The 25253-nt window shown below is 42.8% G+C and carries 22 protein-coding genes; 9 read left to right on the top strand and 13 right to left on the bottom strand.

All coding sequences use genetic code 11. The annotated features are described in order from the left end of the window. The first annotated feature begins 5 nt into the window (after nucleotides 1-5). Both J8M00_RS11055 and J8M00_RS11050 read left to right on the top strand, forming a co-directional pair. Entirely contained in the window at nucleotides 6-677 is a 672-nt protein-coding gene (locus J8M00_RS11055; RefSeq protein WP_211010295.1) for a response regulator, read from the top strand. Then, complete coding sequence (locus tag J8M00_RS11050) at nucleotides 678-1520, top strand: kinase (protein ID WP_211010294.1); 843 nt, start codon at nucleotides 678-680, stop codon at nucleotides 1518-1520. 97 nt (nucleotides 1521-1617) lie between these two features. On the opposite strand, the gene J8M00_RS11045 is transcribed toward J8M00_RS11050, so the two are convergent. The 12 genes from J8M00_RS11045 to J8M00_RS10990 all read right to left on the bottom strand — a co-directional run bounded on the left by J8M00_RS11045 (nucleotide 1618) and on the right by J8M00_RS10990 (nucleotide 12122). Continuing rightward, the gene (locus J8M00_RS11045; RefSeq protein WP_211010293.1) at nucleotides 1618-1938 is read right to left on the bottom strand and encodes a hypothetical protein; all 321 of its coding nucleotides are present in this window, start codon (nucleotides 1936-1938) and stop codon (nucleotides 1618-1620) included. A 4-nt stretch (nucleotides 1939-1942) separates the two neighbouring features. After that, nucleotides 1943-2317: a hypothetical protein gene (locus tag J8M00_RS11040; RefSeq protein ID WP_211010292.1), complete on the bottom strand. Its 375-nt coding sequence runs from the start codon at nucleotides 2315-2317 to the stop codon at nucleotides 1943-1945. Nucleotides 2318-2333: 16 nt separating this feature from the next. Then, nucleotides 2334-2630, bottom strand: coding sequence for a hypothetical protein (locus J8M00_RS11035; RefSeq protein ID WP_211010291.1), 297 nt, complete (start codon nucleotides 2628-2630; stop codon nucleotides 2334-2336). Nucleotides 2631-2997: 367 nt separating this feature from the next. Further along, a complete protein-coding gene (locus tag J8M00_RS11030) occupies nucleotides 2998-3861 on the bottom strand; it encodes a Tim44 domain-containing protein (RefSeq protein WP_211010290.1) in 864 nt (287 codons plus the stop codon). Between the two features lie 110 nt (nucleotides 3862-3971). Continuing rightward, nucleotides 3972-4697, bottom strand: a complete 726-nt coding sequence (locus tag J8M00_RS11025) for a DUF3379 family protein (protein ID WP_211010289.1) — start codon at nucleotides 4695-4697, stop codon at nucleotides 3972-3974. Beyond that, nucleotides 4697-5212 (bottom strand): sigma-70 family RNA polymerase sigma factor, encoded by a 516-nt coding sequence (locus tag J8M00_RS11020; RefSeq protein WP_023401548.1) that lies wholly within the window; start codon nucleotides 5210-5212, stop codon nucleotides 4697-4699. The genes J8M00_RS11025 and J8M00_RS11020 overlap by 1 nt, the downstream gene beginning before the upstream one ends. A 51-nt stretch (nucleotides 5213-5263) precedes the next feature. Continuing rightward, entirely contained in the window at nucleotides 5264-6907 is a 1644-nt protein-coding gene (locus J8M00_RS11015; protein ID WP_211010288.1) for a BatD family protein, read from the bottom strand. Continuing rightward, nucleotides 6901-8787: a vWA domain-containing protein gene (locus tag J8M00_RS11010; protein ID WP_211010287.1), complete on the bottom strand. Its 1887-nt coding sequence runs from the start codon at nucleotides 8785-8787 to the stop codon at nucleotides 6901-6903. Before J8M00_RS11010 ends, J8M00_RS11015 begins: the two co-directional genes overlap by 7 nt. 1 nt (nucleotide 8788) lies before the next feature. Further along, nucleotides 8789-9775 (bottom strand): vWA domain-containing protein, encoded by a 987-nt coding sequence (locus J8M00_RS11005; protein ID WP_211010286.1) that lies wholly within the window; start codon nucleotides 9773-9775, stop codon nucleotides 8789-8791. Next, complete coding sequence (locus J8M00_RS11000) at nucleotides 9768-10202, bottom strand: DUF4381 domain-containing protein (RefSeq protein ID WP_211010285.1); 435 nt, start codon at nucleotides 10200-10202, stop codon at nucleotides 9768-9770. Before J8M00_RS11000 ends, J8M00_RS11005 begins: the two co-directional genes overlap by 8 nt. 5 nt (nucleotides 10203-10207) lie before the next feature. Beyond that, nucleotides 10208-11149, bottom strand: a complete 942-nt coding sequence (locus J8M00_RS10995; protein ID WP_211010284.1) for a DUF58 domain-containing protein — start codon at nucleotides 11147-11149, stop codon at nucleotides 10208-10210. A 16-nt stretch (nucleotides 11150-11165) separates the two neighbouring features. After that, nucleotides 11166-12122, bottom strand: a complete 957-nt coding sequence (locus J8M00_RS10990; protein ID WP_023401554.1) for an AAA family ATPase — start codon at nucleotides 12120-12122, stop codon at nucleotides 11166-11168. 292 nt (nucleotides 12123-12414) lie between these two features. Here J8M00_RS10990 and fadI point away from each other — a divergent pair, with 292 nt between their 5' ends. The 4 genes from fadI to J8M00_RS28440 all read left to right on the top strand — a co-directional run bounded on the left by fadI (nucleotide 12415) and on the right by J8M00_RS28440 (nucleotide 16608). Continuing rightward, nucleotides 12415-13725: an acetyl-CoA C-acyltransferase FadI gene (gene fadI, locus J8M00_RS10985; protein ID WP_211010283.1), complete on the top strand. Its 1311-nt coding sequence runs from the start codon at nucleotides 12415-12417 to the stop codon at nucleotides 13723-13725. Then, nucleotides 13726-15828 carry a fatty acid oxidation complex subunit alpha FadJ gene (fadJ, locus tag J8M00_RS10980; protein WP_211010282.1) on the top strand — a complete coding sequence of 701 codons (2103 nt, stop codon included), beginning with the start codon at nucleotides 13726-13728 and terminating at the stop codon, nucleotides 15826-15828. It begins immediately after the preceding gene. Nucleotides 15829-16065: 237 nt separating this feature from the next. Further along, on the top strand, nucleotides 16066-16233 hold the full coding sequence (locus tag J8M00_RS10975; RefSeq protein ID WP_211010281.1) for a hypothetical protein: 168 nt from the start codon (nucleotides 16066-16068) through the stop codon (nucleotides 16231-16233). A gap of 243 nt (nucleotides 16234-16476) precedes the next feature. Next, a complete protein-coding gene (locus J8M00_RS28440) occupies nucleotides 16477-16608 on the top strand; it encodes a transposase (protein ID WP_348772553.1) in 132 nt (43 codons plus the stop codon). A 505-nt stretch (nucleotides 16609-17113) separates the two neighbouring features. Here J8M00_RS28440 and J8M00_RS10965 read toward each other — a convergent pair. Further along, the gene (locus tag J8M00_RS10965; RefSeq protein WP_211010280.1) at nucleotides 17114-18955 is read right to left on the bottom strand and encodes a S8 family peptidase; all 1842 of its coding nucleotides are present in this window, start codon (nucleotides 18953-18955) and stop codon (nucleotides 17114-17116) included. A gap of 379 nt (nucleotides 18956-19334) precedes the next feature. Here J8M00_RS10965 and J8M00_RS10960 point away from each other — a divergent pair, with 379 nt between their 5' ends. The 3 genes from J8M00_RS10960 to J8M00_RS10950 are packed head-to-tail and all read left to right on the top strand — an operon-like array spanning nucleotide 19335 to nucleotide 25148. Further along, complete coding sequence (locus tag J8M00_RS10960) at nucleotides 19335-20732, top strand: TolC family protein (protein WP_211010279.1); 1398 nt, start codon at nucleotides 19335-19337, stop codon at nucleotides 20730-20732. Beyond that, on the top strand, nucleotides 20719-22041 hold the full coding sequence (locus J8M00_RS10955) for an efflux RND transporter periplasmic adaptor subunit (protein ID WP_211010278.1): 1323 nt from the start codon (nucleotides 20719-20721) through the stop codon (nucleotides 22039-22041). The genes J8M00_RS10960 and J8M00_RS10955 overlap by 14 nt, the downstream gene beginning before the upstream one ends. Then, the gene (locus J8M00_RS10950) at nucleotides 22038-25148 is read left to right on the top strand and encodes an efflux RND transporter permease subunit (RefSeq protein WP_211010277.1); all 3111 of its coding nucleotides are present in this window, start codon (nucleotides 22038-22040) and stop codon (nucleotides 25146-25148) included. Before J8M00_RS10955 ends, J8M00_RS10950 begins: the two co-directional genes overlap by 4 nt. Nucleotides 25149-25253 lie beyond the last annotated feature (105 nt).

Here is a 25253-nt window from a genome sequence, read left to right as displayed (position 1 = left end):
TTGAAATGAATAAACAAAAAGTACTGATTGTCGAAGATGAAGAAAAACTAGCGGTTGTATTAGGTAAATATCTTGAGCAAGCTGGATATGAATTCGATATTGTGATGGATGGTGCTGAAGCGTTAAAAAAAATCCGAACATTTACACCTGACATTATTTTGTTGGATTTAATGCTGCCTTCTGTGGACGGCATTGAGATCTGCACTCAGGTTCGTAAAGACTCAGATGTACCAATTGTTATGACGACCGCAAAAGTCGAAGAAATCGATAGACTACTCGGTTTAGAGGTAGGCGCTGATGACTACGTTTGTAAGCCTTACAGTCCAAAAGAAGTCGTTGCGCGCGTTAAAGCTATTCTTAGACGCACCACTAGTACAACGCCGATACAAACTGGTCTGTTATTAGATGAAGAGACTTTGTTTGTTAATTATAATGGTCAAAGGACCGATTTTACGCATGTTGAGTTCATGTTGCTGCAGACTATGTTTAAGCACCCAGGGCGAGTCTACAATCGCGCTCGATTAATGGACTCAATTTATGACGATGATCGAGTAGTCAGTGATAGGACCATCGATAGCCACATAAAAAAGATACGCAAAAAACTACAAGACATTGCCCCAGATAGTGAGTTTATTCACTCTGTCTATGGCGTTGGATACAAATTTGAAGTGATGTAAATGTCTGCTTTAGCATCGTGGCAAAGGCTGTTTTGTGAAACACACAAAGTCCCCATTCAGTATATAAAGCAAACTGAAAAAGCGCTCGATTGGCTTGAAAGTGCAGTGAACGGCCAAGTTGAGCCTCAATGTATAGCCATAAGTGGCTGCCAAGGGAGTGGCAAGTCGACATTGGCTGCATACTATGTTGCATACTTACGTGCACATGGTTATCTCGCCGAGTCCGTGTCAATTGATGACTTTTACTACAGCAAATCTGAACGTCAAAACCTTGCAAAACGCCTTAGTGCGCCTTTCGCGACTCGTGGTGCACCTGGCACTCATGATGTACAAGCTGCAATATCAGTCGTCACACAGTTCAAACAGCGTGAGCCTTTTATATTACCTCAGTTTGATAAATCGACAGATAACCCCTATCCAGTTGATACTTGGAAACGGGTTCCTCCTAAGCTTGATGTGCTTATCATTGAAGGGTGGTGCCTTGGTCTACCTATGCAACCAACAGATTTGGTACAAAGTACTTGCAATGTATTTGAACAGCAGAACGATCCTTCGGGCCAGTATCGAGAACAAGTAAACAACTTTCTAGCGGCGGATTATCAGGTATTATTCGAGCACTTCGATAAATTGGTTTTTTTGAATGGTCAGAAATTTGAACGTGTCTTTCAGTGGCGTCTAGAGCAAGAAAAAAAGCTGATTGCAGCCAAAGGAGTTGGTATGACAAACGCTCAAGTTTTCGAATTCATACAATCATATCAGAGGTTAACTGAGTGGGGGTTTGCCACTTTACCTGCAATATGCGACCTAGAACTAAAGCTTGATGAGGGAAGGGGAATAAGTTAATCAAGGGTATTATAAAATGTACTCTTTTTGGTTTCTAAATGTTGAGCCAATTCAAAGTCAGTATTCAATTGGGTACCAGAGGTTATTCCCACAGAAGTCAATCTGTCAGTTTTACACCCACATTTCGCAGTGCTTTCCTTGCCAATAACATCTCCTGCTCGTATTGTGCCAAAATATCTTCATCGGAGACCTCCATGCCTTTTTGGACTGCAAGCTCAGCGGCGTGTTTGGTTTTTTCCATTACATGGACCCTTAGTTCACTTTCGCTGACTTCGCCATCTTCGCAGCCCAGTAAGTTGCAGTAGTATTGTGCAAGGGGCTCACGATAGTAATAAGAGGCTGTGCCAATCAAAATAGTTTCAGCACACCCCGCTATGCTTAAAGATCCGATCGAGATTAAAAAGGTTCGTCTACGCATGTTCTCAATCCTCCGAACTGGTAACAGGGTTAATAGCGACAATGTTACGAGCAAATAGCTCACAGGCTTCAGAGTGGCTAAAACCAATTATGCGCTGTAATTGAGTCGTACGAAACAAGCGTTTCAGTTTAGAATCAAAATTCATTATGCGCGCATTTAATGCCTCTATAATCTCTTCGTCAGTGTATTGGTAGGTAGCGGGATCTCCGTTTCTATCTAAGATAGGGATTATTTCACTTTGAAGATCTCTAAACCATAATTGATACAAACCCTGAGTTTGGCTTTGCTTAATATAGTGTGCATTCAACGTTTTGCTTTTTCTATGAATAAAAAGTGACGCTAAATCGTCTATGAGAGATTGAGTTAGTCTGTACGGCATATTCATTTCCCTGTAGTTATCTAAAGATCCATACCAGCGGCGGAAAAGCTGTGATACATACGAGTAAGAAAAAATATAATGCAGCGAGCAGGTTCAATTTATTCAGTAAATAAAACTTGGACCAACCACTTGCCAAACCACAAAGAATCACCAAGCAGCCAAGAAAGTAATTCACATACAAATAGGTGCGTTGATCGTCTTCTAAGCCATTTAACTCAGTGACTTTGGCAAGCGAAAAAGTGAATATACCCACCATTATACTTAGTAGTGATATAGCACCACTATGGATACGCTCCGCGTCTTGATTCGCCATATGAACCTTCCTTTGTTAGACACATAAAGCATGCCTCAAAGCATATTCCAAAAAGATAGCCAATACTGACCGAAATGCAATAGTTCATGTTGAACAAGTATGCTGCGGTACAGTCTGAAAACTGGCATTATTTGTATATTAAATAGCGTGATACATGCATGCGTTGAAGGTAGCTAAATTCAAAAAAGAGAAGAACTATTGATGATAAAACTTTGGCCATTAACAGTCGTATCAGAAGCGGTTACGTTTTAATAGGCAAGTTTCAAGGTACATTTCTTATATAGGTAGAGTTTAGAAGATAGCGAACGTTAAAGAGTGGTTGATGAAAAAAATGGGCTCCTTTAGAGCCCATTTTTAACGCTTATAATTAGCTTTCGATTAGGTCTTCAACGCCTACGATAAGCCAAGGCGCATCGCCTTGCGTCTTACGCTCTAAGTGCCAAACTTCGTGAATTGGCTCTTCTTGCATGTCACCTAAGTCACGGTACTTACCTCGGAACATCACGCTGATTTCCCACTTGTCAGCATTTACATCTGCACGTGCAAGCTCTGCATCAACAAACATAACTTCCGTTGCAACATCACCTTGTTGCTCACGCTCTTGACGGAATTCTTCGACAAGCTCTGGGCTCAAGTATTCAGCCATTGTTGCGTAGTCTTTCTTGTTCCATGCCGTTTGAATGGTTTGGTAGTGCGAACGAGCACCTTGTAAGAAGCCGTTTACGTCGAAATCGCGTGGCAGATTAAAAGGTACTTCTTGTTGTGCTCCAAATCCTCCAGCAGTCTGGTTTGCTTGAAACTGTTGAGGTTGCGAGAAGCTTTGATTTTGCTGTTGCTGCTGGCCAAAATTAGGTGCTCCAGCCATTTGTGGCTGTTGCTTTTTGCGCATAAAGCCCATTATGACTTTGAAAAGAACAAATGCTGCGATAGCGAATAGGATCATTTCAAGGAATTGGAAGCCCTCAAAGTCATCACCCATCATCGCAGCGATCAGGCCACCTGCTAGCAGGCCACCTAAAACACCAGCCATAATGCCTTTTTTACTCGATTTCTTTTTAGTGCCTTGCTGTGCAGCAAGAGATTTAGTATCAACTTGCTTTTTTTGTTGTACAGTGGATGTCTGATGTGTTTTGCCTTTTTTCTTGCCGCCAAACTTCTTACGAGCCTCTGCGTCAAAAGCCGTTGCAAATAACATCGAAACGATAGTCAATAAAACAAAAAATTGTTTCATGGTTTTCCTCTAAGTTTAAATACTGTTTGTCATTCTAATGAAATTAGACAAGAAATTGAACTGAAATAGGATTGATTCGGGAACAAAAAGGGCGCTTTACACGCCCTGTTTTATAGCCATCGTAAGGAGTCGTTGACTTCCACTTGATATTTATCGACAGGAGCGCCCAGTTTTGCGACCAAAATGGTGTCTGCATTAGCACCTTTATTGATTGAGCCACTGTAACGATCATCGTTAAACTGTGTATCACCTTGACGGTAATCATTGCTTTCACTAGGAACAATAAAGACGGTCATTGGACCATGATCCGATTGAAAGATTAAATGCAAGCTACGCTGGCCTTTAAAATTACAAAAAGTTGCATATGTCACTTTACCAGGTAGTGATTCAAGTTTACCTCCGAGCATGGCAAGCTTTTCATTAACCACTTGCAAAGTGACTTCTTTACTCAGCTTTAAAGCGCTTTCTTCATAATAAACGTGTTCGAGGGCATGCTCACCAGCGTATAAAGGTGTTGGCACAACAGTACTGAAATACACCATTACAGCTAAAGCGACAGATGCAGCAGATGCAATTGGCACAGTAAAGCGTTTATACCAAGAAAGCTGTACAACATTGTCTGATGACTGAGTTTCAGACTCAGATTCAATGTTTTTAAGCAGCTTTGCCTGCAAATCATCGGGTACAGGCACATTTAACGCATTACTTAGTAAGACGTCGAAATCTTGCGCCTCGTCAAGTAAACGCTTTTTAGCTGGATCTTGTTCCGCTTCGTCTATAAGTTGCTCATCGCTTGGATCGGCGAACAGGCGACGGCGAAATTCTAAATCATCCATCAGTTTGATGCCCCCTTTGCTGATTCATTCACGTTAGTTAGTGCCTCTTTTAGCTGATTTCTCGCTCTATACAATCTTGTCATTACTGTATTTTTGTTTAACTCTAAAATGTCTGCGATCTCGTCTCCCGAGCATCCCATCACAACCTGAAGTAAGAGTGGTTCTCTATATTCAGGAGCTAATCGACTAATTTGCCGTTGTACGACAGTTTGTTCCATTTCATCATCTAACGCTGTGCTTTTGGTGTCGACCAATGTGTCGTTCTCGACATCAGCGTAGTCAAATTGTTTTCTCTCAAAACGACGTGCATTTTCTCGTCGTAAAATTGTTAATAACCAGGATTTGGCCGCTTTTTCATCTTGCAGTGCGTCTAATGAGCGCCATGCACGTAAAAATGTTTCCTGAACCAAATCCTCTGCAATAGTTGGATCTTGGCATAACCAATAAGCAAAGCGGTATAACTCCGTATGGTAAACCTGAACCAAAGATTCGTAACGTTTTTGTTTTTGGGTCATGCTAACTAGACCTTGCCTTTAGCAATATTATTTCATTTTTTGCCATATTTTTTAGTACAACTTCTCTAAGCTATTCTTAGCATCTGATTTTGAACGCTTTTTAATTTTACACACTTGATTGTATAGCGTCACGAGATCAACTTGTTGCTTATTTGCACTATAAAGGCAAGCCTGCAATTTTGCAATTTGTTCCCGAATTTCGGGGCTTTGCTGGTCTAACCATGATTTTAGTGTCTGGTCAAACGCTAGTTCGACATATTGACGTAGCAATACATAAAATTGACTGTTGTCACCTTGTTTGGCCACTTTGCTCAGTTGTTTAAGTATCAATGTCGCGTCAGTATTAGCGGTAACCTCTGAATCGCTCGATGTTACTGACGACTTGGCAGGCTTTTTCAATAACCACAAGCCCAGTGTTAAGATCCACAAAAGGTAGCCTAGTGCCATTAGTACCCAGTCTAACCAAGATTTTTCTACTTCCTGATACACAATTTGGGGTTCAGTCATGGGTTGTTGCACAGGCGTCTGGGAGGCCATACTGGGTTGTGAATGAACAACCGGTTGTTGTGGTTGATTGGGATCAGCAATAACTTCAATGGTTCTCGCTGGTAAAGTGGCGTATTGCACGCGATTTATTACTGTATTGAACCAAGGTAGTTTCAATTCTGGTAGTGTATATGTCCCCGGTTTTTGCGGGAGTAGGGCATAAGATGCAACCATTTGCGAAATGACTCGCCCATCACGTGCCATTTGGTTACGGTCTGTTTCATCGGGGTAAATTCTAAAACCATCCACACTGGGCACTTCAATATCAGGCAGTTGTTCTTTGGTGATACCTAACGCTGTCAATGTAAATGTTCTAGTAATCGGAGAACCAACAACTACTTGGTTATCCTCTGGTTGCCATTCTTCAGCGAGATTGACTAATTCGCTAGGCAACCATGCGCCGCGATAGTTATCAGGAATGGGTTTTACTTCCACGTCTATTGACTCACCGACGGCACTAACGGCCATTCTGCGATATCCTTCTCGTACTTGACCATTAAAAATGGGCCCTTCGATTGTATAACTACCACTTTTTTGTGGTTGTATTAAATATTCTCTGGTGATGACTCGGTAACGGCGACCATCTAGCACTTCGTAGTTTTCTTCTTGTTGACCCATTGCGGTGATTGAGCCATCTTCCATTGATGGTGGGGTCATTTGCGCTTCAAGTAAATCCTTACCAATGAATAGTTTTACGGTATAGAGTGCAGCTTGTTGTACATATAGCGATTGTGGGTTGAGTTCGGTAGTGACAAATACATCTTTTTGCTGACTGTCATTTGTCTCTCTGGCCACGACCCGCAAGCTTATTGGTTGGCTTTTAGCACCGGATATTTCAAATGCTGGGATCGTGAACTCGCCAGCGCTACGGGACATAACCTGCATCTGCCAGCTGGTTGCGCTACTCATACTGCCGTTGATGATTTGTGTACGTGAGCTAGTGCTAACTGGACCCGTGATAAAGTTTTGTGCAATGGCTGAAGTGTCAGGCATTTGACCAGACACCTTGCCATTGGCTTCAATTGTCAACGTAAAATATTCACCAACCAACACGGGGTTTTTGTCAACACTGGCCGTCAGTCTGTCAATGGCCAAAGCGGGCAGTGCGACAGCGAAAATAATAAAACAGATTGCAAATCGCATTACCATGATTTTTCAGCTCCTACTGGTTGTCTCTGTTGTTGTCTTTGTCGTGATTCTAAAAGCATTTTGTTCTTTAGCAAAATAGCCGGATCATCAGGTACTCTGCGCAGGAGCTGGTCCAGCTGTTGCGCCTTTTCCTTTTCTTCAGGGGTGAGCTCTCTCATTTGTGAAGGTGTCATACTTTGAGTTTGTTCACCTTCTTGCGGCTCAGCTTGCTGAGATTGAGCTTGTTGTTGCGCAGATTTTTGCTCAGCTTGCTCTTGTGATTGTTCCTCTTCTTTACCTGACTGTTTGTCAGCTAATTCTGGGTTATTTTGATTTTGTTGCTCAGACTGTTCACTGCTATTTGCTTGTTCTGATTGCTCATTTTGCTCTTGTTCGGACTTATTTTCTTGGCCGTCTTGAGATTCACTATTTTGACCATCTTGCTGATCTGATTGCTGCTGTTCCTGTCCTTCACCTTGCTGATTGTCTTGCTGTTGCTCGGAGGACTGCTGGTTTTGGTCTTGGTTACTTTGATCTTGATTTTGCTGCGATTGTTGCTCTTTGATCTGCTCAAGCAGTTCTTTATTTTCTTGCGCTTGATTTAAGTTGGGGTCCAAATTTAGCGCTTGCTCATAAGCTTCAACTGCTTCATCTAACTTTCCTAGGTGGGCCAATGCATTACCTAAATTATATTGGCCGATGGCGGTATTGGCATGTTGTAGTGCCTGTGCAGCTTGCTCATACTGACCTTGCTTGTAAAGTGCAGCGCCTCTGAGTGTTGAATTTTGAGCGCTGCTTGCCTGCTCGAAGTCTTCTGCTTGATAGGCTGAAAGCGCTTTTTGGTCGGTATTTTTAAACCAAGATTGCCAATCTGCTGCATAAGTTGGCTGACTGGGCAGGAAAGCTAAAGCACATATACTCAAAGCAATCGCGTTATTTCTGAAAGCGACTAATGCCAAAGGCACGATGATAAATAAAAGGTACTTACCAGCATCGACACGCCATAGTGTTTCATTAGGCTCTTTAGGAGTTTCAATATCTTGAGCATTGTTGGAAGCAAAAGTTTCAATGTCCGTGTTATCTGGTGAGTAGGTAGCATATTTACCACCCAAGCGTTGTGCTAGCGAGCGAAGCCTGTCCACGTATAGTTTAGGCACAACGATTTGCCCATATCTGTCTTTCAGAAAGCCACCTTCAGGCACGCTGATTGGAGCGCCTTGCGCTGTGCCAACACCGTAAACATGGAGTGTATATCCTGTTCCACTTAACATGTTATGGATATCCTGGGCATCCTCCAATTCTACTTCGTCCGTTATTAGAACGATTTCACCTGACGGGTATCCGGCTTGCTCAAGTAGATTTTTAGCTTGATCTATACCTGCCAGAACATTAGCCCCCTTTCCTGGCATAATGGCAGGACTAATACTTGGTACTAGATTTTCCAAAGTATTAACATCACTGGTTAATGGCGACACAATAAAAGCATCTTGTGCATAGGCCACTAATGCGGTATCCCCCTCGTTAAACTGCTTTAACATATCCAGCGTTTTAAAACGGGCCTGAGTAAGCCTGTTGGGTGCAATGTCAGTTGAGTACATGGAATAAGACATATCCATCACTAAAACTCGAGCTTGTTTTGTGGTAAACACAGGGACGCTTTGCTTTTCGATGCTAGGTCCCGCTGCAGCAAGTATGCCCAGCAGAAGGATTAAACTGGTTAACCATGAAGAGTGACTTGATTTAGCCTGTTCACCTTCGGTAAGTACTACTTTGGCGAGGTGAGGGGCAATAATTTGAGACTGCGTGCTGCTTGCTCTTTTATACCACTGCATTAGGCTTATTGCTAACCATGGGAGTAGTAGCCAAAGAAGTTCAGGTCGAATAAATTGAAATTCGGTCATATTAATTACCTCGTCTCCACTGTTTTGCAAAACGAATCAGTAAGGCGATGGCCCATATTGCTAATGCAGCCAACAAAGGCAAATAAAATAGTGCAAGCTTGGGTCGAAAAGTTTCGTCTTCAGCAGAAATAGGCTCTAAGTTATCAAGCTCAGAATAGATTTGTTGTAAACCTTGCACATCTTTAGCTCTAAAGTAGCGACCACCAGTTTCATCGGCAATATGGGTGAGTGTTTGCTCATCGATACTCGCTCCTGACATGCTACCCAAAGAAAAGAATCCCATGTTTCTGCGGCCATCTGACCCAACGCCAATGGTGTAAACCTTAATACCTTCTTCACGCGCTAAAATGAGTGCTTCTTCAGGTTGTAAGTTTCCAGCGGTATTTTGACCATCAGTGAGCAAAATTAAAATGCGATTGCTTTCTTCTTTTTGGTTGAATCTTTTTACTGCAAGGCCCAGAGCATCACCAATGGCGGTTGCTCTGCCGACTAAGCCAATCTGAGACTCTTGCAACATTTGACTTACTGTATTGATGTCTTTGGTCAAGGGGGTTTGTAAAAATGCGGTGTCAGCAAATAAGATAAGGCCAAGTCTGTCACCTTGTCGCTGCTCTATGAAATCACCCAGTACAGCTTTTACAACTGATAAACGGTCTATGTAACGACCGTTGTACTCCATATCCTCTTCAGCCATTGAGTGAGAAAGGTCAACTGCGAGCATTATGTCTCTGCCTTCGCTTGGCAACGTAATAGGGTCGTCTAACCAAGTGGGATTACTCAATGCTGTAACTAGTAACAGCCAGATGAGCATTTCAAGCCAGTTTTTTTTACGAGAAAATGATTGCTCTTGCGTGCCCAATCCACCCAGACTTGCATAACTGGGCATACGGATTTTCTGTTGGGTTCTAGCCGGAACGGGTTTTAATTTGGCGATGAGCCAAGGTAGTGGCAGCAGTAAAAATGCAATAGGCCACTCAAATTCAAACATCTAAGCGCTCCTTGGTTTTAAACGTTTTTATTGCCATCATAAGTTTTTCAATCTGATCGTTTTTGTTTTCTGAGTTATATAATGAGGCAATATCTTGTTCGCTGAACTGTGCTTTTGACAATAAGTTCAAGGTTTGGCACCAGTTGGGCGTTGATTGAGACGCTACGGTGGTACCATAGTAGTGTTTAGTTAGCCTTTTTAGTAAACCATGCAACGCCAGTGCATCTTTAATTTCCAATTGACTGAGCTTGATCGCTTCTCTTTTGGCTGCACCGAACTGCCAGCTGCGATATAAATAAAAGCTAAACAGTAAAAGTATCAACGTTGAGGTGATAATAAGTGCCCAAGTTGGCAGCGACAGTGGCCACCAACTTACCTGCTCAGGTGGCAAGACATCATGTAAGGCATCTAATGGAGATGGATTCATTGTAGTTACCTAGAAAGCTGAGATTCTAATGGCGTATCGGCCGAGAAATTGAGCATCGTCATGCCTGCGCGTTGTAAACGTTTTAGCCGAGCGCTAAAAACATCTTGCGCATGTTTGGCAAACTTGTCTCTGAATTGTTTGTCGCTCAATGGTAAGGTCCAAGCGCTATTGGTCCCTTGAACCTCGACAGCTTCACTGTACGCAGGAAGAGTATGTTCAAAAGGGTCACTGACTTGGCAGCCTATTAACTCACAATGGCGACTCAAGCCTTCAAGTAATGAAAAGCTCTCATCATTTAACTCGGAAAAATCTGAAATGAGGTAAATCAAACTGCCCGGTTTTGCCAAATGCTTAAGACGTTTCAGGTTATCATTGAAGCGACTGGTGTTTTTATTGTCGCGGTTAACTAAGCTTGTTTCATGAACGTCACACAGTTGATGACAAAATGCGAGTACACCCTTGTCTCTGGCCGTTGGTTTGAGCTCATGGTGGCTGTACTCAGAGAACACCACACCGCCTAATCTGTCGCCTCGATGAGACGCTGACCAAGCGACAAGGGCACTCAAATGGGCCGCTTGCACGGATTTGAGCAGTAGTTGACTGCCAAACAGCATGCTGTTTGATAAGTCTGTAAATATAAAAACAGGACGCTCTTTTTCTTCTTGATAGAGCTTGGTATGTGCTTCTCCTGTTCGCGCCGTGACGCGCCAGTCAATGGCGCGGATGTCATCGCCATATTGGTATTGACGCACTTCGGCAAACTCCATACCTCGGCCCTTATGCGGTGCGAGATATTGTCCCGCTTGCGCACTGCGAATATGACCTTTAGGTTTTAAGTCGAGAAGTTGGGATTTACTCTTATAGTAGAGCAACTCCTTGAGCCCAAGTTCAACACCATTGCTATGGCAATTTGCAAACCAGCTTTGTATATCATTATTTGCTTTCATAGGTGGTGTTTAAACCTTAAGGTACGGGCACTAACTCGAGAATGCGGCTGATCACTTGATCTTTGGTAATACCATCCGCTTGAGCTTCGTAGCTCAGAATAATTCGGTGTCTCAAAACATCATGTAAAACGGCTTGGATGTCATCTGGCGTGACAAAGTCACGTTGTTGTAACCAAGCGTGAGCACGGGCACATTTATCTAATGCAATTGTAGCCCTTGGACTTGCACCTAGCTCTATCCAAGCACCAAGTTGTGCGTCCAATTTGGCTGCTTCACGGGTTGCGATAATGAGTTGTACCAGATATTGCTCAAGAGGCTCAGCCAAATGCAGCTCTAATACCTTTTTTCTAGCCTCAAATAATGTTTGTTGACTAATTGGACTAAACTTCACAACCTCTGTGCTGAGCGCTTCACCTCGTGTCAAACGTAAGATCTCTAACTCTGTTTGCGCTTGTGGGTAATCAATATTGAGGTGTAATAAAAAGCGGTCGAGTTGTGCCTCTGGTAACGGATAGGTACCTTCTTGCTCTAGCGGGTTCTGTGTCGCCATAACCATAAAGAGTTCTGGAAGTGGATAAGTTGTTTTCCCCACAGTGACCTGACGCTCTGCCATGGCTTCAAGTAACGCTGATTGAACTTTAGCGGGTGCGCGGTTAATCTCATCTGCAAGTACAAGGTTATGGAATAGCGGGCCTTTCTCAAATACAAACTCACTGGTTTGTTGTCTGTAAATATCAGTGCCGGTTATATCTGCTGGTAACAAGTCGGGTGTAAACTGAACGCGTTGAAAGCTACCCTCTATACCTTTGGCGAGAGCATTTACTGCTCGGGTTTTTGCCAGTCCTGGAGGGCCTTCAACTAATAGGTGGCCGTCAGCTAAAATTGCGATTAATAATGCTTCGGTTAAGTCTGGTTGACCTAAAATTTGGGTGTCTAAGTATTTTTTTAATTCAGTAAACTCATTAACTGCCATGCTTGTTTGTCCTTGTTATGACAAATTTGTTGCTTATTTATATGGATTGAAACGGAAAACTCAAGCTTTTGAGGTGGATTTTCACTTTTTTCTTAGACCGTATTATTTGGTTTAGTTCCATATTTTTAATATATTTTTCAGACGCTTTTTGATTTGTTCAAAATTCACGCTAAGTTTAATTTGCGCTGTGATTTTACAGACAATTTCCAATTTTCTATTGGCAGAATGGATTCGGTTGTTTAGAATCGGATTAAAATAACAGGTCAGACCTGTCAGCGGGAGAGCAAAATTCATGTCTGAACAAAACATTCTAAAAACAATAAACGGAGACCGTATCGCCATTGTGAGTGGCTTACGTACTCCTTTTGCAAAACAAGCTACGGCTTACCACCACGTACCTGCACTAGACCTAGGTAAAACTGTGGTCAATGAAATGCTGGAACGCCTAAACATAGATAAAAAAGAAATCGACCAGTTAGTATTTGGGCAAGTTGTACAAATGCCTGAAGCGCCAAATATTGCACGGGAAATCGTGCTTGGTACCGGTATGCCTGTATCCGTTGATGCGTATTCGGTTTCTCGAGCGTGTGCGACAAGCTTTCAAGCGGTTGCCAATGTTGCTGAGTCTATCATTGCAGGTCATACCGCAGTCGGCATTGCTGGTGGCGCGGATTCTTCTTCAGTATTGCCGATCGGTGTAAGCAAAAAACTAGCAGGTAGCCTAGTTGATTTAAACAAAGCCAGAACATTAGGCCAGCGATTGAAGATTTTCTCTCAATTGCGCTTAAAAGATTTATTACCTGTTCCCCCAGCAGTTGCTGAATATTCAACTGGTTTGTCAATGGGTGACACAGCTGAGCAAATGGCAAAAACACACGGTATTAGCCGTGAAGAGCAAGATGCATTGGCGCACCGCTCTCACTCTTTAGCTGCAAAAGCTTGGGATGAAGGACTGTTGTCGCAAGAAGTTATGACCGCGCACGTAGAACCATATAAAGGTTTTATCGACAAAGATAATAATATACGTGCTAACTCGTCTCTTGAAGGGTATGCAAAGCTTCGCCCTGTCTTTGATAGAAAACATGGCTCTGTGACTGCTGCAAACGCGACGCCTCTTACTGATGGCGCAGCAGCTGTATTGATGATGAGTGAAAGTAAGGCAAAAGCCCTTGGTTACGAAATTTTAGGTTATGTACGCTCTTATGCATTTTCTGCAATTGGCGTACATGAAGACATGCTCATGGGCCCTGCGCATTCAACGCCACTCGCGCTAGATAGAGCTGGAATCGAATTGAAAGACCTCGACTTGATAGAAATGCATGAAGCGTTTGCAGCGCAGGCGTTGGCCAATGTCAAGATGTTTGCTTCGGACAAGTTTGCAAAAGAGAAGCTTGGACGCAATAAAGCAATAGGTGAGATTGATATGGACAAGTTCAATGTCAATGGTGGCTCTTTAGCCTATGGTCACCCATTTGCGGCAACAGGCGCGAGGCTTATCACTCAAAGCTTAAATGAATTAAAACGCCGAGGTGGTGGGCTCGCATTGACAACAGCTTGCGCGGCTGGTGGGTTGGGTGCAGCATTTGTATTGGAGAGTGCATAAATGTCAGTATTTAGTTATGAATTAAACAGCCATAAAGTTGCATTGGTAACAATTGATGTGCCGGGCGAAAAAATGAACACACTACGTGATACATTCGCCGATGAGTTGCTAGAAATTCTTGAAAAAGGAAAAACAGATGATGTAACTGGTATGGTGTTTGTCAGTGGTAAATCTGACAACTTCATTGCAGGTGCAGATATCAAGATGCTTGACAATGCACATACACGCGATGATGCATTGCGCCTATCAGAAATGTGTCAACAGGCGTTTTTTAAAATGAAGGCACTGCCTTTCCCAACAGTTGCTGCAATCCATGGAGCAGCTTTAGGCGGCGGGTTAGAGTTTGCATTAGCGTGTGACTATCGCGTGTGTACAAATGATGACAAAACAAAACTGGGCTTACCAGAAGTGCAACTTGGTTTGTTACCTGGTGGTGGCGGTACACAACGACTACCTAAGTTGGTGGGTATCCAAAAAGCGTTGGAGTGGATGCTAACAGGTAAACAAGTACGAGCAAAGCAAGCAGCAAAAGCTGGTTTGGTCAATGAAAGTGTTCCGCACAGCATTTTGATGGATGTCGCGGTCAAACTTGCTAGAAAAGGCAAGCCAAAGGCCCGCAAACCAAAGTTAGATAAGCTTAGCCAATTGCTAGAGTCCAATCCATTTGGTCGAAATATTATCTTCAAAAAAGCACAAGATAATGTTGAGAAAAAGACAGGAGGTCACTATCCAGCTCCTCTTGCGATCATTAAGGCTGTAAGGGCGTCTGTTGAGCTAGATGAGTTAAAAGCCTACAAAACCGAAGCGGAAGGTTTTGCAGATCTTGTGATGACAGACGTGTCACGCTCTTTGCGTGGAATTTTCTTTGCCACCACTGAGATGAAAAAAGAGTGGCAAAGTGACGACAAGGCAAGTATTTCGCGTGCTGCAGTTTTAGGTGGTGGTTTGATGGGGGCAGGGATCACTCATGTCAGTGCTGCAAAAGCAGGCGTACGAGTACGTATCAAAGATGTAGCACACCAAGGGATCAGCAATGCCCTAAACTACAGCTACAAGATTTTATCTAAAAAGCAAAAACGCCGTATTTTATCTAAAGCCCAAATGCAATCGACCATGAACAGCATCACTGGCACGACAGATTATAGTGGTTTCGAGCATGTTGATATTGTTATCGAAGCTGTTTTCGAAGACTTAGCATTAAAGCAGGGTATGGTCGCAGATATTGAACGTGAGTGTTCAGAATCAACGATATTCGCCAGTAATACTTCATCGCTGCCAATTGCACAAATTGCAGAAAAGGCTGAGCGCCCTGAGAATGTGATTGGATTACATTACTTCTCTCCAGTAGAAAAAATGCCGTTGGTTGAGATTATTCCTCATGCGAGTACCTCAGAAGAAACCATAACAAAGACGGTTAACTTTGCACGAAAGCAGGGTAAAACACCGATTGTAGTTAAAGATAAAGCAGGCTTCTATGTGAATCGTATTTTGGCACCGTATGTAAACGAAGCTGCTAATCTACTGCTAGCTGGTGAGCCAATTGAGAAAATCGATCAGGCACTTGTGGAGTTTGGCTTTCCGGTTGGGCCACTAGCACTACTCGATGAAGTTGGCATTGACATTGGGTCTAAAATCGCACCAATTCTTGAAAAAGAGCTTGGTGATCGTTTTAAAGCGCCAAATGCATTTGAACGTATGATAGACAATAAACGCCTAGGTAGGAAAACTGGACGCGGTTTTTATACTTATGAAGGAAAAAAAGGCAAGACTGTCGACGAATCGGTTTATGCTTTGTTAGGGATCACACAGGCTCCACGTTTGAATAAGCAAGAAATCGCGAATCGCTGTGTTGCACAGATGCTAAATGAGGCATCTCGATGCTTAGATGAAGGGATTATTGCTTCTGCTCGTGATGGAGACATTGGTGCAATTTTTGGTATTGGCTTCCCACCATTCTTAGGTGGTCCATTTAGTTACATGGATAAACGCGGTATCAATAAAGTGTGTTCAGAGTTGTCTACGTACGCAACTGAAAATGATGTATTCACACCGTCAGAGCCGCTGAAAGCGAAAGCGGAAGCAGGCGAAGCATACTATAGCTAAATAGAAAATTAGGAAGTACCACCTACATTGGTACTTCCTAAATGTCTTTTATTACTTTTTTCTCACCATCCATATCCTAGTCGTAAAATTTAACTCCATCATTAAATATAAAATGAATTAAGTTGAAGTATTATTTCTATCTCCTTGTCTTATTGAGCATAACAACACAAGATCCGCAATAGCAATTTTGTTTGTGGGGGAGTTACAAATTAAAGGGTTATATATTCAGGGAGCAAAATGGCAAGACCGTTAAGAATTGAATTTGCAGGAGCGCTTTACCACGTGACTTCTAGGGGGAATGCGCGGCAGAACATCTTTTTTGATGATGACGACTATACGCTGTTTTTGGCGGTTTTATCTGATATATGTGAACGTTCTATACCCAAACTCCCTCGAGGTGCATGATTCAGATCTATGTCTTCTGTTTCAGTACTAGGAAAAGAACGCAGTGTATTGTCGAGTCCTTTCCAAGTTCTTTGACGATGAAGTGGGACAGAATACGCGCTCCCAAGGGCGAGTTTGATTGGCTTTCATACTTTGTTGTCAATTTTCGATTTAGGCCCACTAGATCTTCAAATCGACGCCTTGCCTGAAAGCCAATCACTTCTCGCTGAACCTCGCATCTTAAGAATATTTGAGTATAACAGGGTGATACACAGTCATTGTTTGATGACAAATCACTATCATCTACTCGTAGAAAAACCTGACGCCAATTTAAGCAAGGGGATGCGACAATTAAATGGTGTATTTACACAAAATATAAACCGCAAACATGGCTGAGTTGATCATCTATTTCAGGGTCGATTTAAAGGTATTTTGGTTGATAGAGACGCCTACTTACTTGAGTTAAGTAGGTATAGTGTACTTAACCCAGTGCGGGCGAATATGGTTGCGTAACTGTAACTGCCCCAATTTTATATTGATAGAAACTCTACTAATGAACTGTTTCAGTTTATGGGGGAGTTACATTTTAGGTGGGCTTGTTACGGCCGTTTAAAGCGGTTTAGTTGGCACTGTGATATAAAGAAATAGAATGAACACGCAGTAAAGCTTCACTCATGAAATGTATTTAATTCAGTGGTAATTACTTTGTTGGACTGTTGAAAATCAGATTAAGGGTTGGCATATTATTTCTACTAGGAGAGAGGTTAAATTAGTTAAACCCGATGTGAAGATGCATTTTTTTATTATGTGTAACCTATAAATGTTGCCAGCATTTATCTAATAGTGATCGCAATTTAAAATTATAAGAGAGCTATAGGTATAGCTCTCTTATAATCATTAATTAATGACCGTAGAACGTAATACTCCAACCAGTTAACTGACCTGGTTTAGTGTTGTTAGGTTGTACTTTATCACCACGCTGTGGAATAACTGCTTTTGAACCTTCAACAAATTTACCAGTGCCTAAGTCATATACTCTTTCAGACCATGAGTCTTTTGCATTTGTGTCGATGATACGTAGTTTCCAATCTCCTTTTGCAGACTCACCATAGAAATGGTTTGAAAGGATCACATTGTCATTGAACTTATTGCCTTCGATGTCTGTACCAGCGGTTAAGATGACACTGCGTGTGTTACTAGGTGAAATAAGCTCAACAGATAAATCCCCAAGGCGCTCATGATCCAAGCTTAAGTGTACGCGAACGGCTTCAACTGTTAGGTCATCAGTTTGTGTGTGAACTGATTCAGTACCAGTGAAATCGCCATCGTAAATAAACGCGTCTGCTTTTACTGGCACGTCATATGACTTGATTTGTAGGTCGCCTAGGATAGGACCTGTTTGTAGTGCTTTTTCAACTGCCGCATCTACATTAACCAAACCAAAACCATAGTCATAATGGAACGCGTGACCTGCACCATTCACTTGCCAGCTTGGGATAGCTTCATAATCGCCAATCATGCGAGGTTTAGCATCAGCATCTACTTTTGTTGCAGTAGTGATCATCAGGTGTCTAACGTCACGCCAAGATAGCTGGTGGTTTGCCGACATGATAAGTGCAACCGCGCCAGATAGAGCAGGTGCTGCAGCTGAAGTACCATTCATGTTAAATGCGTACATTGGCTCTTCACATTGTGTTTCCGTTGCGTCTGTGCACCACTTAGGTAGAGCTGTGGTCACTGTCGCAGGGCTATAACGTCCCCATTCACCAGCCGGTGCTGTAAGTAACACCGCTGAACCACCTGTAGAATAAGCCGCTAAATTACCTTTTGCATTAAGTGCAGAAACCGTTAAGTTCCAGAAATTGGCATTTGTCGGGTCTGCAATTGACGCGTCATATGCTGGAAGTGCATAGCCATTAGGATAAATTAGTGTCAAAAGACCATTGTCTCTGTCTAGCCAACGACCGCCAATATAGTGACTGTTACCTGCTGATTTAACAGCCATTGCACCACGGCCACCGTGACTCTCTGTTACTGCTCTTTTGGTTACAGCGTCAATATCATCAAAGAATGCACGGTAATCACCATAGATGCTAGCGTCAGAAAATGAATAACCGATACTTTGGTTGATAACGCGAGCGTCGGTAAGTTTATTCATAGGTTGAACAGCACCATCCATATCCATAACAGAGCGGATAGCAAGCGTGCGGCTGTTAATATTGCTTTCTTTACCTATGTAGTTTACACCTGTCAGTGTGGCATTTGGTGCTACGCCTCGGCCACCTTGGCCGTTGTATGCAGCCGCCGCCGCGATCCCAGCAACTTTTGTACCGTGGTCGTCAATACTTAGACGACCTCTTGATTCGTACTGATAGATGTAAGGGTTAGGATTAGGCGTGTTGCCTTGTACCACGTTTGGCGCAAGGTCTGGATGGTAGGTAGCAAGGCCATCATCTATAACAGCAATATTGATCCCTTGACCCAAAATACCACGACGGTGTGTAAAGTCTAAGTTCAAATCAATTCCAGCTACTCCAGGAGTGATTGCACCAGCTGATTGGCCTGTGTTTTGAAGGTGCCATTGATGTACTACAAGTGGGTCGCCATCAGCCAATTTATATGTGTATTCCCAAACATGTTTTGTCGGGTCATATTCTTGCACACTATTATCAAATGTTTGTGCGCTTGCTTGCCCAAGTGCCAATAGTAAACCAGCGGTAACAATGTTTAATTTATTATTCATTATATATTTCCAATCTGTTTGTTTGTTCACGGTAATAAACAAGCAGATTGATCAAGAAATAACAGATCGAATGAAAAAATTTATTTCTATTATCTATATTCCAAGGAGTTATAATCTATATTTAAAATACTTTATCATTCATTGTTTTTATTTATTAATAAAATCTTCCTGCCCCAGCATGAGCGCCGGAACAACCTATTATTGTCATCCAAAACCGATTAAAACTGATCGATATGAGGTTCAAAACGTATGAATGCTGTGCGTTTATGGTCATTGTGGTGGTGTAATGTAAGTCTATGTAAAGTTCATTGAGGACGTGCAATTTCACACAGTACACTAAAATAGAATAGTAGAGTCGAGCCTATAGGAAATAGTAATAATGCGGCTAAAAACCTCATTGGCGATAGCATTGTCGAGCTTACTGCTCGGTTGTCAATCGACGTATCAAATTGACGAAGAGTATCGTTCAAAATTAAAAATACCCGCGTCTTGGCAGTACCAACACACAAGTGGCCCTGTCAAACCAAGTTGGCTTGGGCAAATTACCGAGCCACAAGTCCATCAATTGGTAACAACTGCATTGAGCAGTAACTTAGCTTTGTTGCAGCAGGCACTAGAAATAGAAGTTGCGAAGCAGCAGTTGGTTGTCAGTGGCAGTGCGCTGTGGCCAACACTCGATATATCACTTGATAGCTTCAGGCGTAAGTCGTCATCTAATACCTTTTCAACTGAACATGCACTTGATCTTAAAGTTGGCTATGAACTCGATCTTTGGGGCAAACTCAGTGAAGAAGAACGTCAAGCAAATCTGACTGTGATGGCGAGTTTGGCAAATTATCAACAGCAAACACATAATCTAGTCGCAGATGTCGTCATTAGTTGGTTTGCAGTCATTGAAGGGCAAACTCAACAGCAATTGTTAAATGAGCGTTTGGCCGTGGTCGAGCAAAATTTGGACATCATTGAGTCTGGTTACAGGCAAGGTCTCAACAGCGCACTTGATGTGTACCTTGCTCGCACAGAGCTAAACAACGAGCAAGCTAAATTAGCGCAGCAGAAATCAGTTGTAGAAACTCGGGTTCGAAAGTTGGAGCGTTTGGTCGGAGAGTATCCGAGCGGATTACTAACCGTTGACGCGCCACTGCCGTTATTAGATTCGACGCTTTCAACGGGATTACCATCTACCTTAGTTAGCCGCAAGCCCTCGCTATTGGCTAGTTGGTATCAACTGCTGGCACAAGATGCTGCGTTAGCTTTTGCCCACAAGCAACGTTTCCCTAGCCTCAAATTGAGCGCAAGTTATGGGCCCAGTGGCGAGCAACTTGACGATGTATTGTCTTTTTCTGCGGCTGGTTGGTCACTGTTATCGAGTATTTCTGCGCCGCTATTTAATGCGGGCAAACTGGCTGCGAGGGAAGAAATTGCCAGAACACAGCTTAAGTCGCTGGAGCTTCAATACTTGAACAATCTGCAAGACGCGTTTAGCGATGTTGAAAATGGTATCAGCGCGGAAGTTGCGCTTAAAAAGCGCTATCAAGAAACTTTAATTGCAGAAAAAAACGCACAGCTAGCAGAGCAACTTTCTTTCGAGCAATATCAAAAAGGTTTGGTGAGTTACACCACGGTATTAGATGCGCAAAAACGTGCCTTTGATGCAAAAAGCAGCCTCATTTCCATTAAAAACGAGTTAATTAAAAATCGTGTTGAACTGCACCTTGCATTGGGTGGTGATTTTCAGCAAACAGAGCCTAAGGACGTAAACAATGACATTGGCTAAACGAATAATCTTACCTGTAGCGATACTGACAATGTCTATTCTACTGGTTGTATTTATTACTTCAAATCCGCCTCAAGCCAAAAGAGGCAAGAGTAAAGCGCAAGCACAAATGGTGGTGGATTTTGAAGTGATACAAGCAAAACCGTTTGCTATGGCACTTGATAGTTACGGGGTTGTTAAGCCGCGTACACAAAGTGTATTGGTTGCACAGGTTTCAGGTGAAATCAGCTTTATTAGCAATAGCTTCAGAGATGGTGGTTTTTTTGAAAAAGGGGAACTGTTATTACAAATTGATGATAGAGATTATCAAGCTGAAGTTCAGGTTGCCAAAGCCGCGTTACTCGGCGCTAAGCAAAGTTTATTAGAAGAGCAAGCAAGAGGGAAGCAAGCGCAAATCGACTGGCAGCGTTTAGGTGATGGTGGGCAGGCTGGTGAGCTTGTCCTTAGAAAGCCACAGCTAGAAGCGCAAAAAGCAAATGTATTGTCCGCTCAAGCCAAGTTGACTAAGGCTGAGTTAGCGTTAGAGCGTACTCGTATCCTAGCACCATTCGCAGGTCGCATTTTAAACAAGAAGGTTGATTTAGGGCAGGTTGTTTCGAGCAATAGCCAACTAGCTGAAATTTATGCGACAGATTATGTTGAAATAAGACTACCCATTAACAATCGAGACTTGGCATTTATGCGTTTGCCTGAACACTACAGAGACAGTGACAATCACATAAACAGCCTGTCTGTTACTTTGTATTCGGATTTGGTCAAAGCACAGCAGTGGCAGGGGAAAATCGTCCGTACTGAAGGTGCAATTAGTGAGCTATCACAACAGTTGTATGTAGTCGCGCAAATAGACGACCCATTTTCAGTCAATCAACAAGGTGACTTTGCGATAAAGATTGGCCAGTACGTCAATGCAAAAATTGAAGGTAAAACCCTAGAAAATGCCATTACCATACCAAGTAGCGCCATTTATCAGGGCAGCTACGTATATGTACTTGACGAGCAGAATTTACTTATGCGCAGGGATATTTCATTGGCGTGGCAAAACGATGAGTTTGCGATTGTACGCTCAGGAATTAGTGAGGGAATGCGTTTGGTGACTACGTCTTTGGGGCAAGTAAGTTCGGGTACACCTGTTGCACTGCGCAAGAGTAAAAATCAAGGTGAGCAAGGGCCAGCTTTTGAATCTGAACAGTGGCAGCAACTCACAGAAAAACAAAAACGTAAACTGAAAAAAATGGCAGCGGAGCGTGGCGTAAGCATTGAGCAATTACTTGCAGAGCGGAAACGCCAAGCTCGGGAGACAGGGATATGATAGCCTGGTTTACACGCAACCCCGTCGCTGCAAACTTATTAATGCTATCAATATTGTTTGGTGGTTTGTTTGCTATGTCGACCAAGATCCCACTGGAAGTATTCCCATCTTTTGAAACAGATAGAATTAGCATCAGCATGTCATTGCGCGGCGCAACCCCTGAAGATGTAGAGCAGGGGGTGTCTATTCGTATAGAAGAGGCTGTACAAGACTTAGAGGGCATAAAACAAATTTCTAGCCGCTCTTCAGAAGGCGGCGCCAGTGTAAATATTGAAGTTGACAACGGCTATGATCCAAGAGAGATGTTAGCGGATGTAAAAAGCCGGGTTGACGCCATAAACACCTTTCCGGCAGATGCTGAAAAGCCAGTAATATCGCTCGCAGAGCGCAAACGTGATGTTATCACCGTCACGGTTGCAGGCAGTTATTCGGAAAAGGAAACACGAGAGTTTGCTGAGCAAGTTCGAGATGACTTGTTGCGTATCGAAGGGGTGACGCAAGTTGATTTAGACGGTGTGCGTGATTATGAAATTGCCATTGAACTTAGCCAAGATAAACTGAGGCAATACGATTTAACGATAAAGCAGGTGGCGAATTTAATTGGTCAATCAAGCGCTGATATTTCAGCGGGTAACCTAAAATCTTCTGGTGGCGATATTTTACTTCGCTCTAAAGGGCAGGCTTATCGTAAAGATGAGTTTGCGGACATTCCAATCAAGACGAATACAGACGGTTCAGTTTTATACTTATCTGATATTGCAAATATTATTGATGGCTTTGAAGAAACACCAGTTCGCACGCGATTTAATGGTAAGCAAGCTGCGTTTATTGAGGTTTATCGCATTGGACAGCAAAGTGCGATTGAGGTTGCAGATAAAGTTAAAGCGTATATTGAACAGCGCCAAGAGACCTTGCCAAAAGGTTATGAGTTAAGCTATTGGGATGATGATTCTGTCATAGTTAAAAACCGTATCTCGACCTTAACTTCCAATGCGCTGCAAGGTGGCATATTAGTATTGGCGCTGTTGACACTCTTTCTGCGACCAGCTATTGCGTTTTGGGTCTTTATCGGGATTCCTGTGTCTTTCATGGGGGCGTTTTTAGCAATGCCATTTTTTGGCATAAGCCTCAATATTATGAGTTTGTTCGGTTTTATTCTTGTGCTTGGGATAGTCGTTGATGATGCAATTGTCACAGGAGAAAATATTTATACACACCTCAATAGCTCCGAGTCGGGAGAAGAAGCGGCGATAAGGGGAACACAAGAGGTCGCAACACCTGTGACTTTTGGCATTCTGACCACTGTAGCTGCATTCTTACCACTGGCCTTCATTGATGGTGCGAGGGGCGCTATTTTTGCGCAGATCCCAGCTGTTGTGATCCCCGTTTTGTTAATGTCTTTGGTCGAGTCAAAATTTGTCTTACCAGCCCATTTAAAAAACTTAAAACCACGTAAAAATGCCCAGAAGCCCAGTCGCTTTAGTGCTTTTCAGCAACGATTTGCTGATGGTTTTGAGCGCGGTATCCTCAAGTATTATCAACCAATATTAAAAGTGGCAATATCACACAAAACAGCCACTTTAAGCGGATTTATCGGTGTGTTTCTGGTGATTTTAGCACTTATTATGAGTGGTTGGACTAAGTTTATTTTCTTTCCTCGTATTCCCAGTGAGACGGTGCGAGCCAACTTGACATTACCAACAGGCACACCATTTGAGGTAACCGCCAAATATATCGATTTAATGTCAGATAAAGCTCAGGTTTTAAAAGAAAAATATGTGGATCCTAATACCGGAGAAAGTGTTATCACGCATATTTTAGCAACCACAGGTGGACGAGGTGGTGCGTCAAATTCAGGTCGAGTTCGGTTTGAGATAACACCTCCTGAAACTCGTTCATTGCGTGTTGACTCGCGTCAATTGGTGAGAGAGTGGCGCGCATTGATTGGCACGATCCCGGGCGCAGAAAGTTTGACGTTTAGGGCTGAAATTGGTCGCTCGAGCGACCCAATTGATGTGCAGTTGACAGGTACTTCTCTAGCAGTGTTGAAAGAAGCCGCTGAGCAAGTTAAAGCGAATTTGGCGACTTTCCCAACTGTGTTTGATATTACAGATAGCCTGAGTGATGGCAAGGAAGAGTTGCAAATTGAACTCACGGCGCAAGGGAAGGCTCTTGGTTTGACCCGTACGGAAGTGTCAAATCAGATCCGCAGTGCATTTTTTGGCGCTCAAGTGCAACGGATCCAGCGAGGACGTGATGATGTGCGCGTGATGGTGAGGCTGCCACTATCTGAGCGCAGTAATCTAGCAACACTTAATACGTTATTGATCAATATTGAAAATCAAGGAGCTGTTCCATTAAATCATGTGGCAACGTTAACACCAGGACAAAGTCCTTCAAGTATTTATCGAATAGATAGGTATAGAACTGTTAATATTACCGCCGATATTGAAAAAGAAAACACCAATATGACTGTATTACAGGAGGAGCTAAAGGTCTTTTTAGATCAGCTAGTTGCACAATACCCCGGCGTAACACATTCCCTTGAAGGGGAGGCGAAAGAGCAAAGAGAGTCATTTGGTTCACTGGGTTGGGCGCTGCTTTTTGTCTTTTTTATCATTTATACGCTGCTCGCTATCCCATTTAAATCCTATATTCAGCCGTTAATTGTAATGAGTGTGATCCCTTTTGGTTTGATTGGTTCTGTGATTGGTCACTGGATCATGTCAATGGAGCTGACCATTATGAGTTTACTGGGTATGTTGGCCTTAATTGGTGTTGTGGTAAATGACTCCTTGGTACTTGTTGACTACATCAACAAACAAAGAGCGAAAGGTGCTGAACTAATGGACGCTGTGCTTAGGGCGGGGGCCGCGAGATTTAGGCCTGTAATGCTAACAAGCATCACAACCTTTTTTGGCTTAATGCCATTATTGTTTGAGCAGCAAACTCAAGCTCAGTTTTTAATTCCAATGGCGGTGTCTTTGGGCTTTGGCATCATATTCGCTACGCTAATTACCCTTATCTTAGTACCGGTGAACTATTTACTGGTTGAAAGGTTGCAACAGATTGGGCAAGGCTTGACCTTAAAGCGCGTGAGCACGTGACAAATTGAAAATGCCGCTTTGGCCCAAAAGCGGCATTCTTTTGATGGAATACACATTGTGAGCGAATGGTGAGGTGTAGACAGCGTCATATTTTTTACTTTCACT

The organism is Pseudoalteromonas luteoviolacea (assembly GCF_018100925.1).
GTDB classification, from domain to species: Bacteria; Pseudomonadota; Gammaproteobacteria; order Enterobacterales; family Alteromonadaceae; genus Pseudoalteromonas; species Pseudoalteromonas obscura.
This window is presented reverse-complemented; position numbering and strand designations above follow the sequence as displayed.

Excerpts from the sequence above, each read along its gene's own strand:
- J8M00_RS11030 (WP_211010290.1), bottom strand. The coding sequence starts at position 3,861 with ATGAAACAATTTTTTGTTTTATTGACTATCGTTTCGATGTTATTTGCA.
- J8M00_RS11055 (WP_211010295.1), top strand. The coding sequence starts at position 6 with ATGAATAAACAAAAAGTACTGATTGTCGAAGATGAAGAAAAACTAGCG.
- J8M00_RS11045 (WP_211010293.1), bottom strand. The coding sequence starts at position 1,938 with ATGCGTAGACGAACCTTTTTAATCTCGATCGGATCTTTAAGCATAGCG.
- fadJ (WP_211010282.1), top strand. The coding sequence starts at position 13,726 with ATGTCAGTATTTAGTTATGAATTAAACAGCCATAAAGTTGCATTGGTA.
- J8M00_RS10965 (WP_211010280.1), bottom strand. The coding sequence starts at position 18,955 with ATGAATAATAAATTAAACATTGTTACCGCTGGTTTACTATTGGCACTT.
- J8M00_RS11035 (WP_211010291.1), bottom strand. The coding sequence starts at position 2,630 with ATGGCGAATCAAGACGCGGAGCGTATCCATAGTGGTGCTATATCACTA.
- J8M00_RS11050 (WP_211010294.1), top strand. The coding sequence starts at position 678 with ATGTCTGCTTTAGCATCGTGGCAAAGGCTGTTTTGTGAAACACACAAA.
- fadI (WP_211010283.1), top strand. The coding sequence starts at position 12,415 with ATGTCTGAACAAAACATTCTAAAAACAATAAACGGAGACCGTATCGCC.
- J8M00_RS11020 (WP_023401548.1), bottom strand. The coding sequence starts at position 5,212 with ATGACCCAAAAACAAAAACGTTACGAATCTTTGGTTCAGGTTTACCAT.
- J8M00_RS10995 (WP_211010284.1), bottom strand. The coding sequence starts at position 11,149 with ATGAAAGCAAATAATGATATACAAAGCTGGTTTGCAAATTGCCATAGC.
- J8M00_RS11040 (WP_211010292.1), bottom strand. The coding sequence starts at position 2,317 with ATGCCGTACAGACTAACTCAATCTCTCATAGACGATTTAGCGTCACTT.
- J8M00_RS11000 (WP_211010285.1), bottom strand. The coding sequence starts at position 10,202 with ATGAATCCATCTCCATTAGATGCCTTACATGATGTCTTGCCACCTGAG.
- J8M00_RS10975 (WP_211010281.1), top strand. The coding sequence starts at position 16,066 with ATGGCAAGACCGTTAAGAATTGAATTTGCAGGAGCGCTTTACCACGTG.
- J8M00_RS10955 (WP_211010278.1), top strand. The coding sequence starts at position 20,719 with ATGACATTGGCTAAACGAATAATCTTACCTGTAGCGATACTGACAATG.
- J8M00_RS11005 (WP_211010286.1), bottom strand. The coding sequence starts at position 9,775 with ATGTTTGAATTTGAGTGGCCTATTGCATTTTTACTGCTGCCACTACCT.
- J8M00_RS10990 (WP_023401554.1), bottom strand. The coding sequence starts at position 12,122 with ATGGCAGTTAATGAGTTTACTGAATTAAAAAAATACTTAGACACCCAA.
- J8M00_RS10960 (WP_211010279.1), top strand. The coding sequence starts at position 19,335 with ATGCGGCTAAAAACCTCATTGGCGATAGCATTGTCGAGCTTACTGCTC.
- J8M00_RS11025 (WP_211010289.1), bottom strand. The coding sequence starts at position 4,697 with ATGGATGATTTAGAATTTCGCCGTCGCCTGTTCGCCGATCCAAGCGAT.
- J8M00_RS11015 (WP_211010288.1), bottom strand. The coding sequence starts at position 6,907 with ATGGTAATGCGATTTGCAATCTGTTTTATTATTTTCGCTGTCGCACTG.
- J8M00_RS11010 (WP_211010287.1), bottom strand. The coding sequence starts at position 8,787 with ATGACCGAATTTCAATTTATTCGACCTGAACTTCTTTGGCTACTACTC.
- J8M00_RS10950 (WP_211010277.1), top strand. The coding sequence starts at position 22,038 with ATGATAGCCTGGTTTACACGCAACCCCGTCGCTGCAAACTTATTAATG.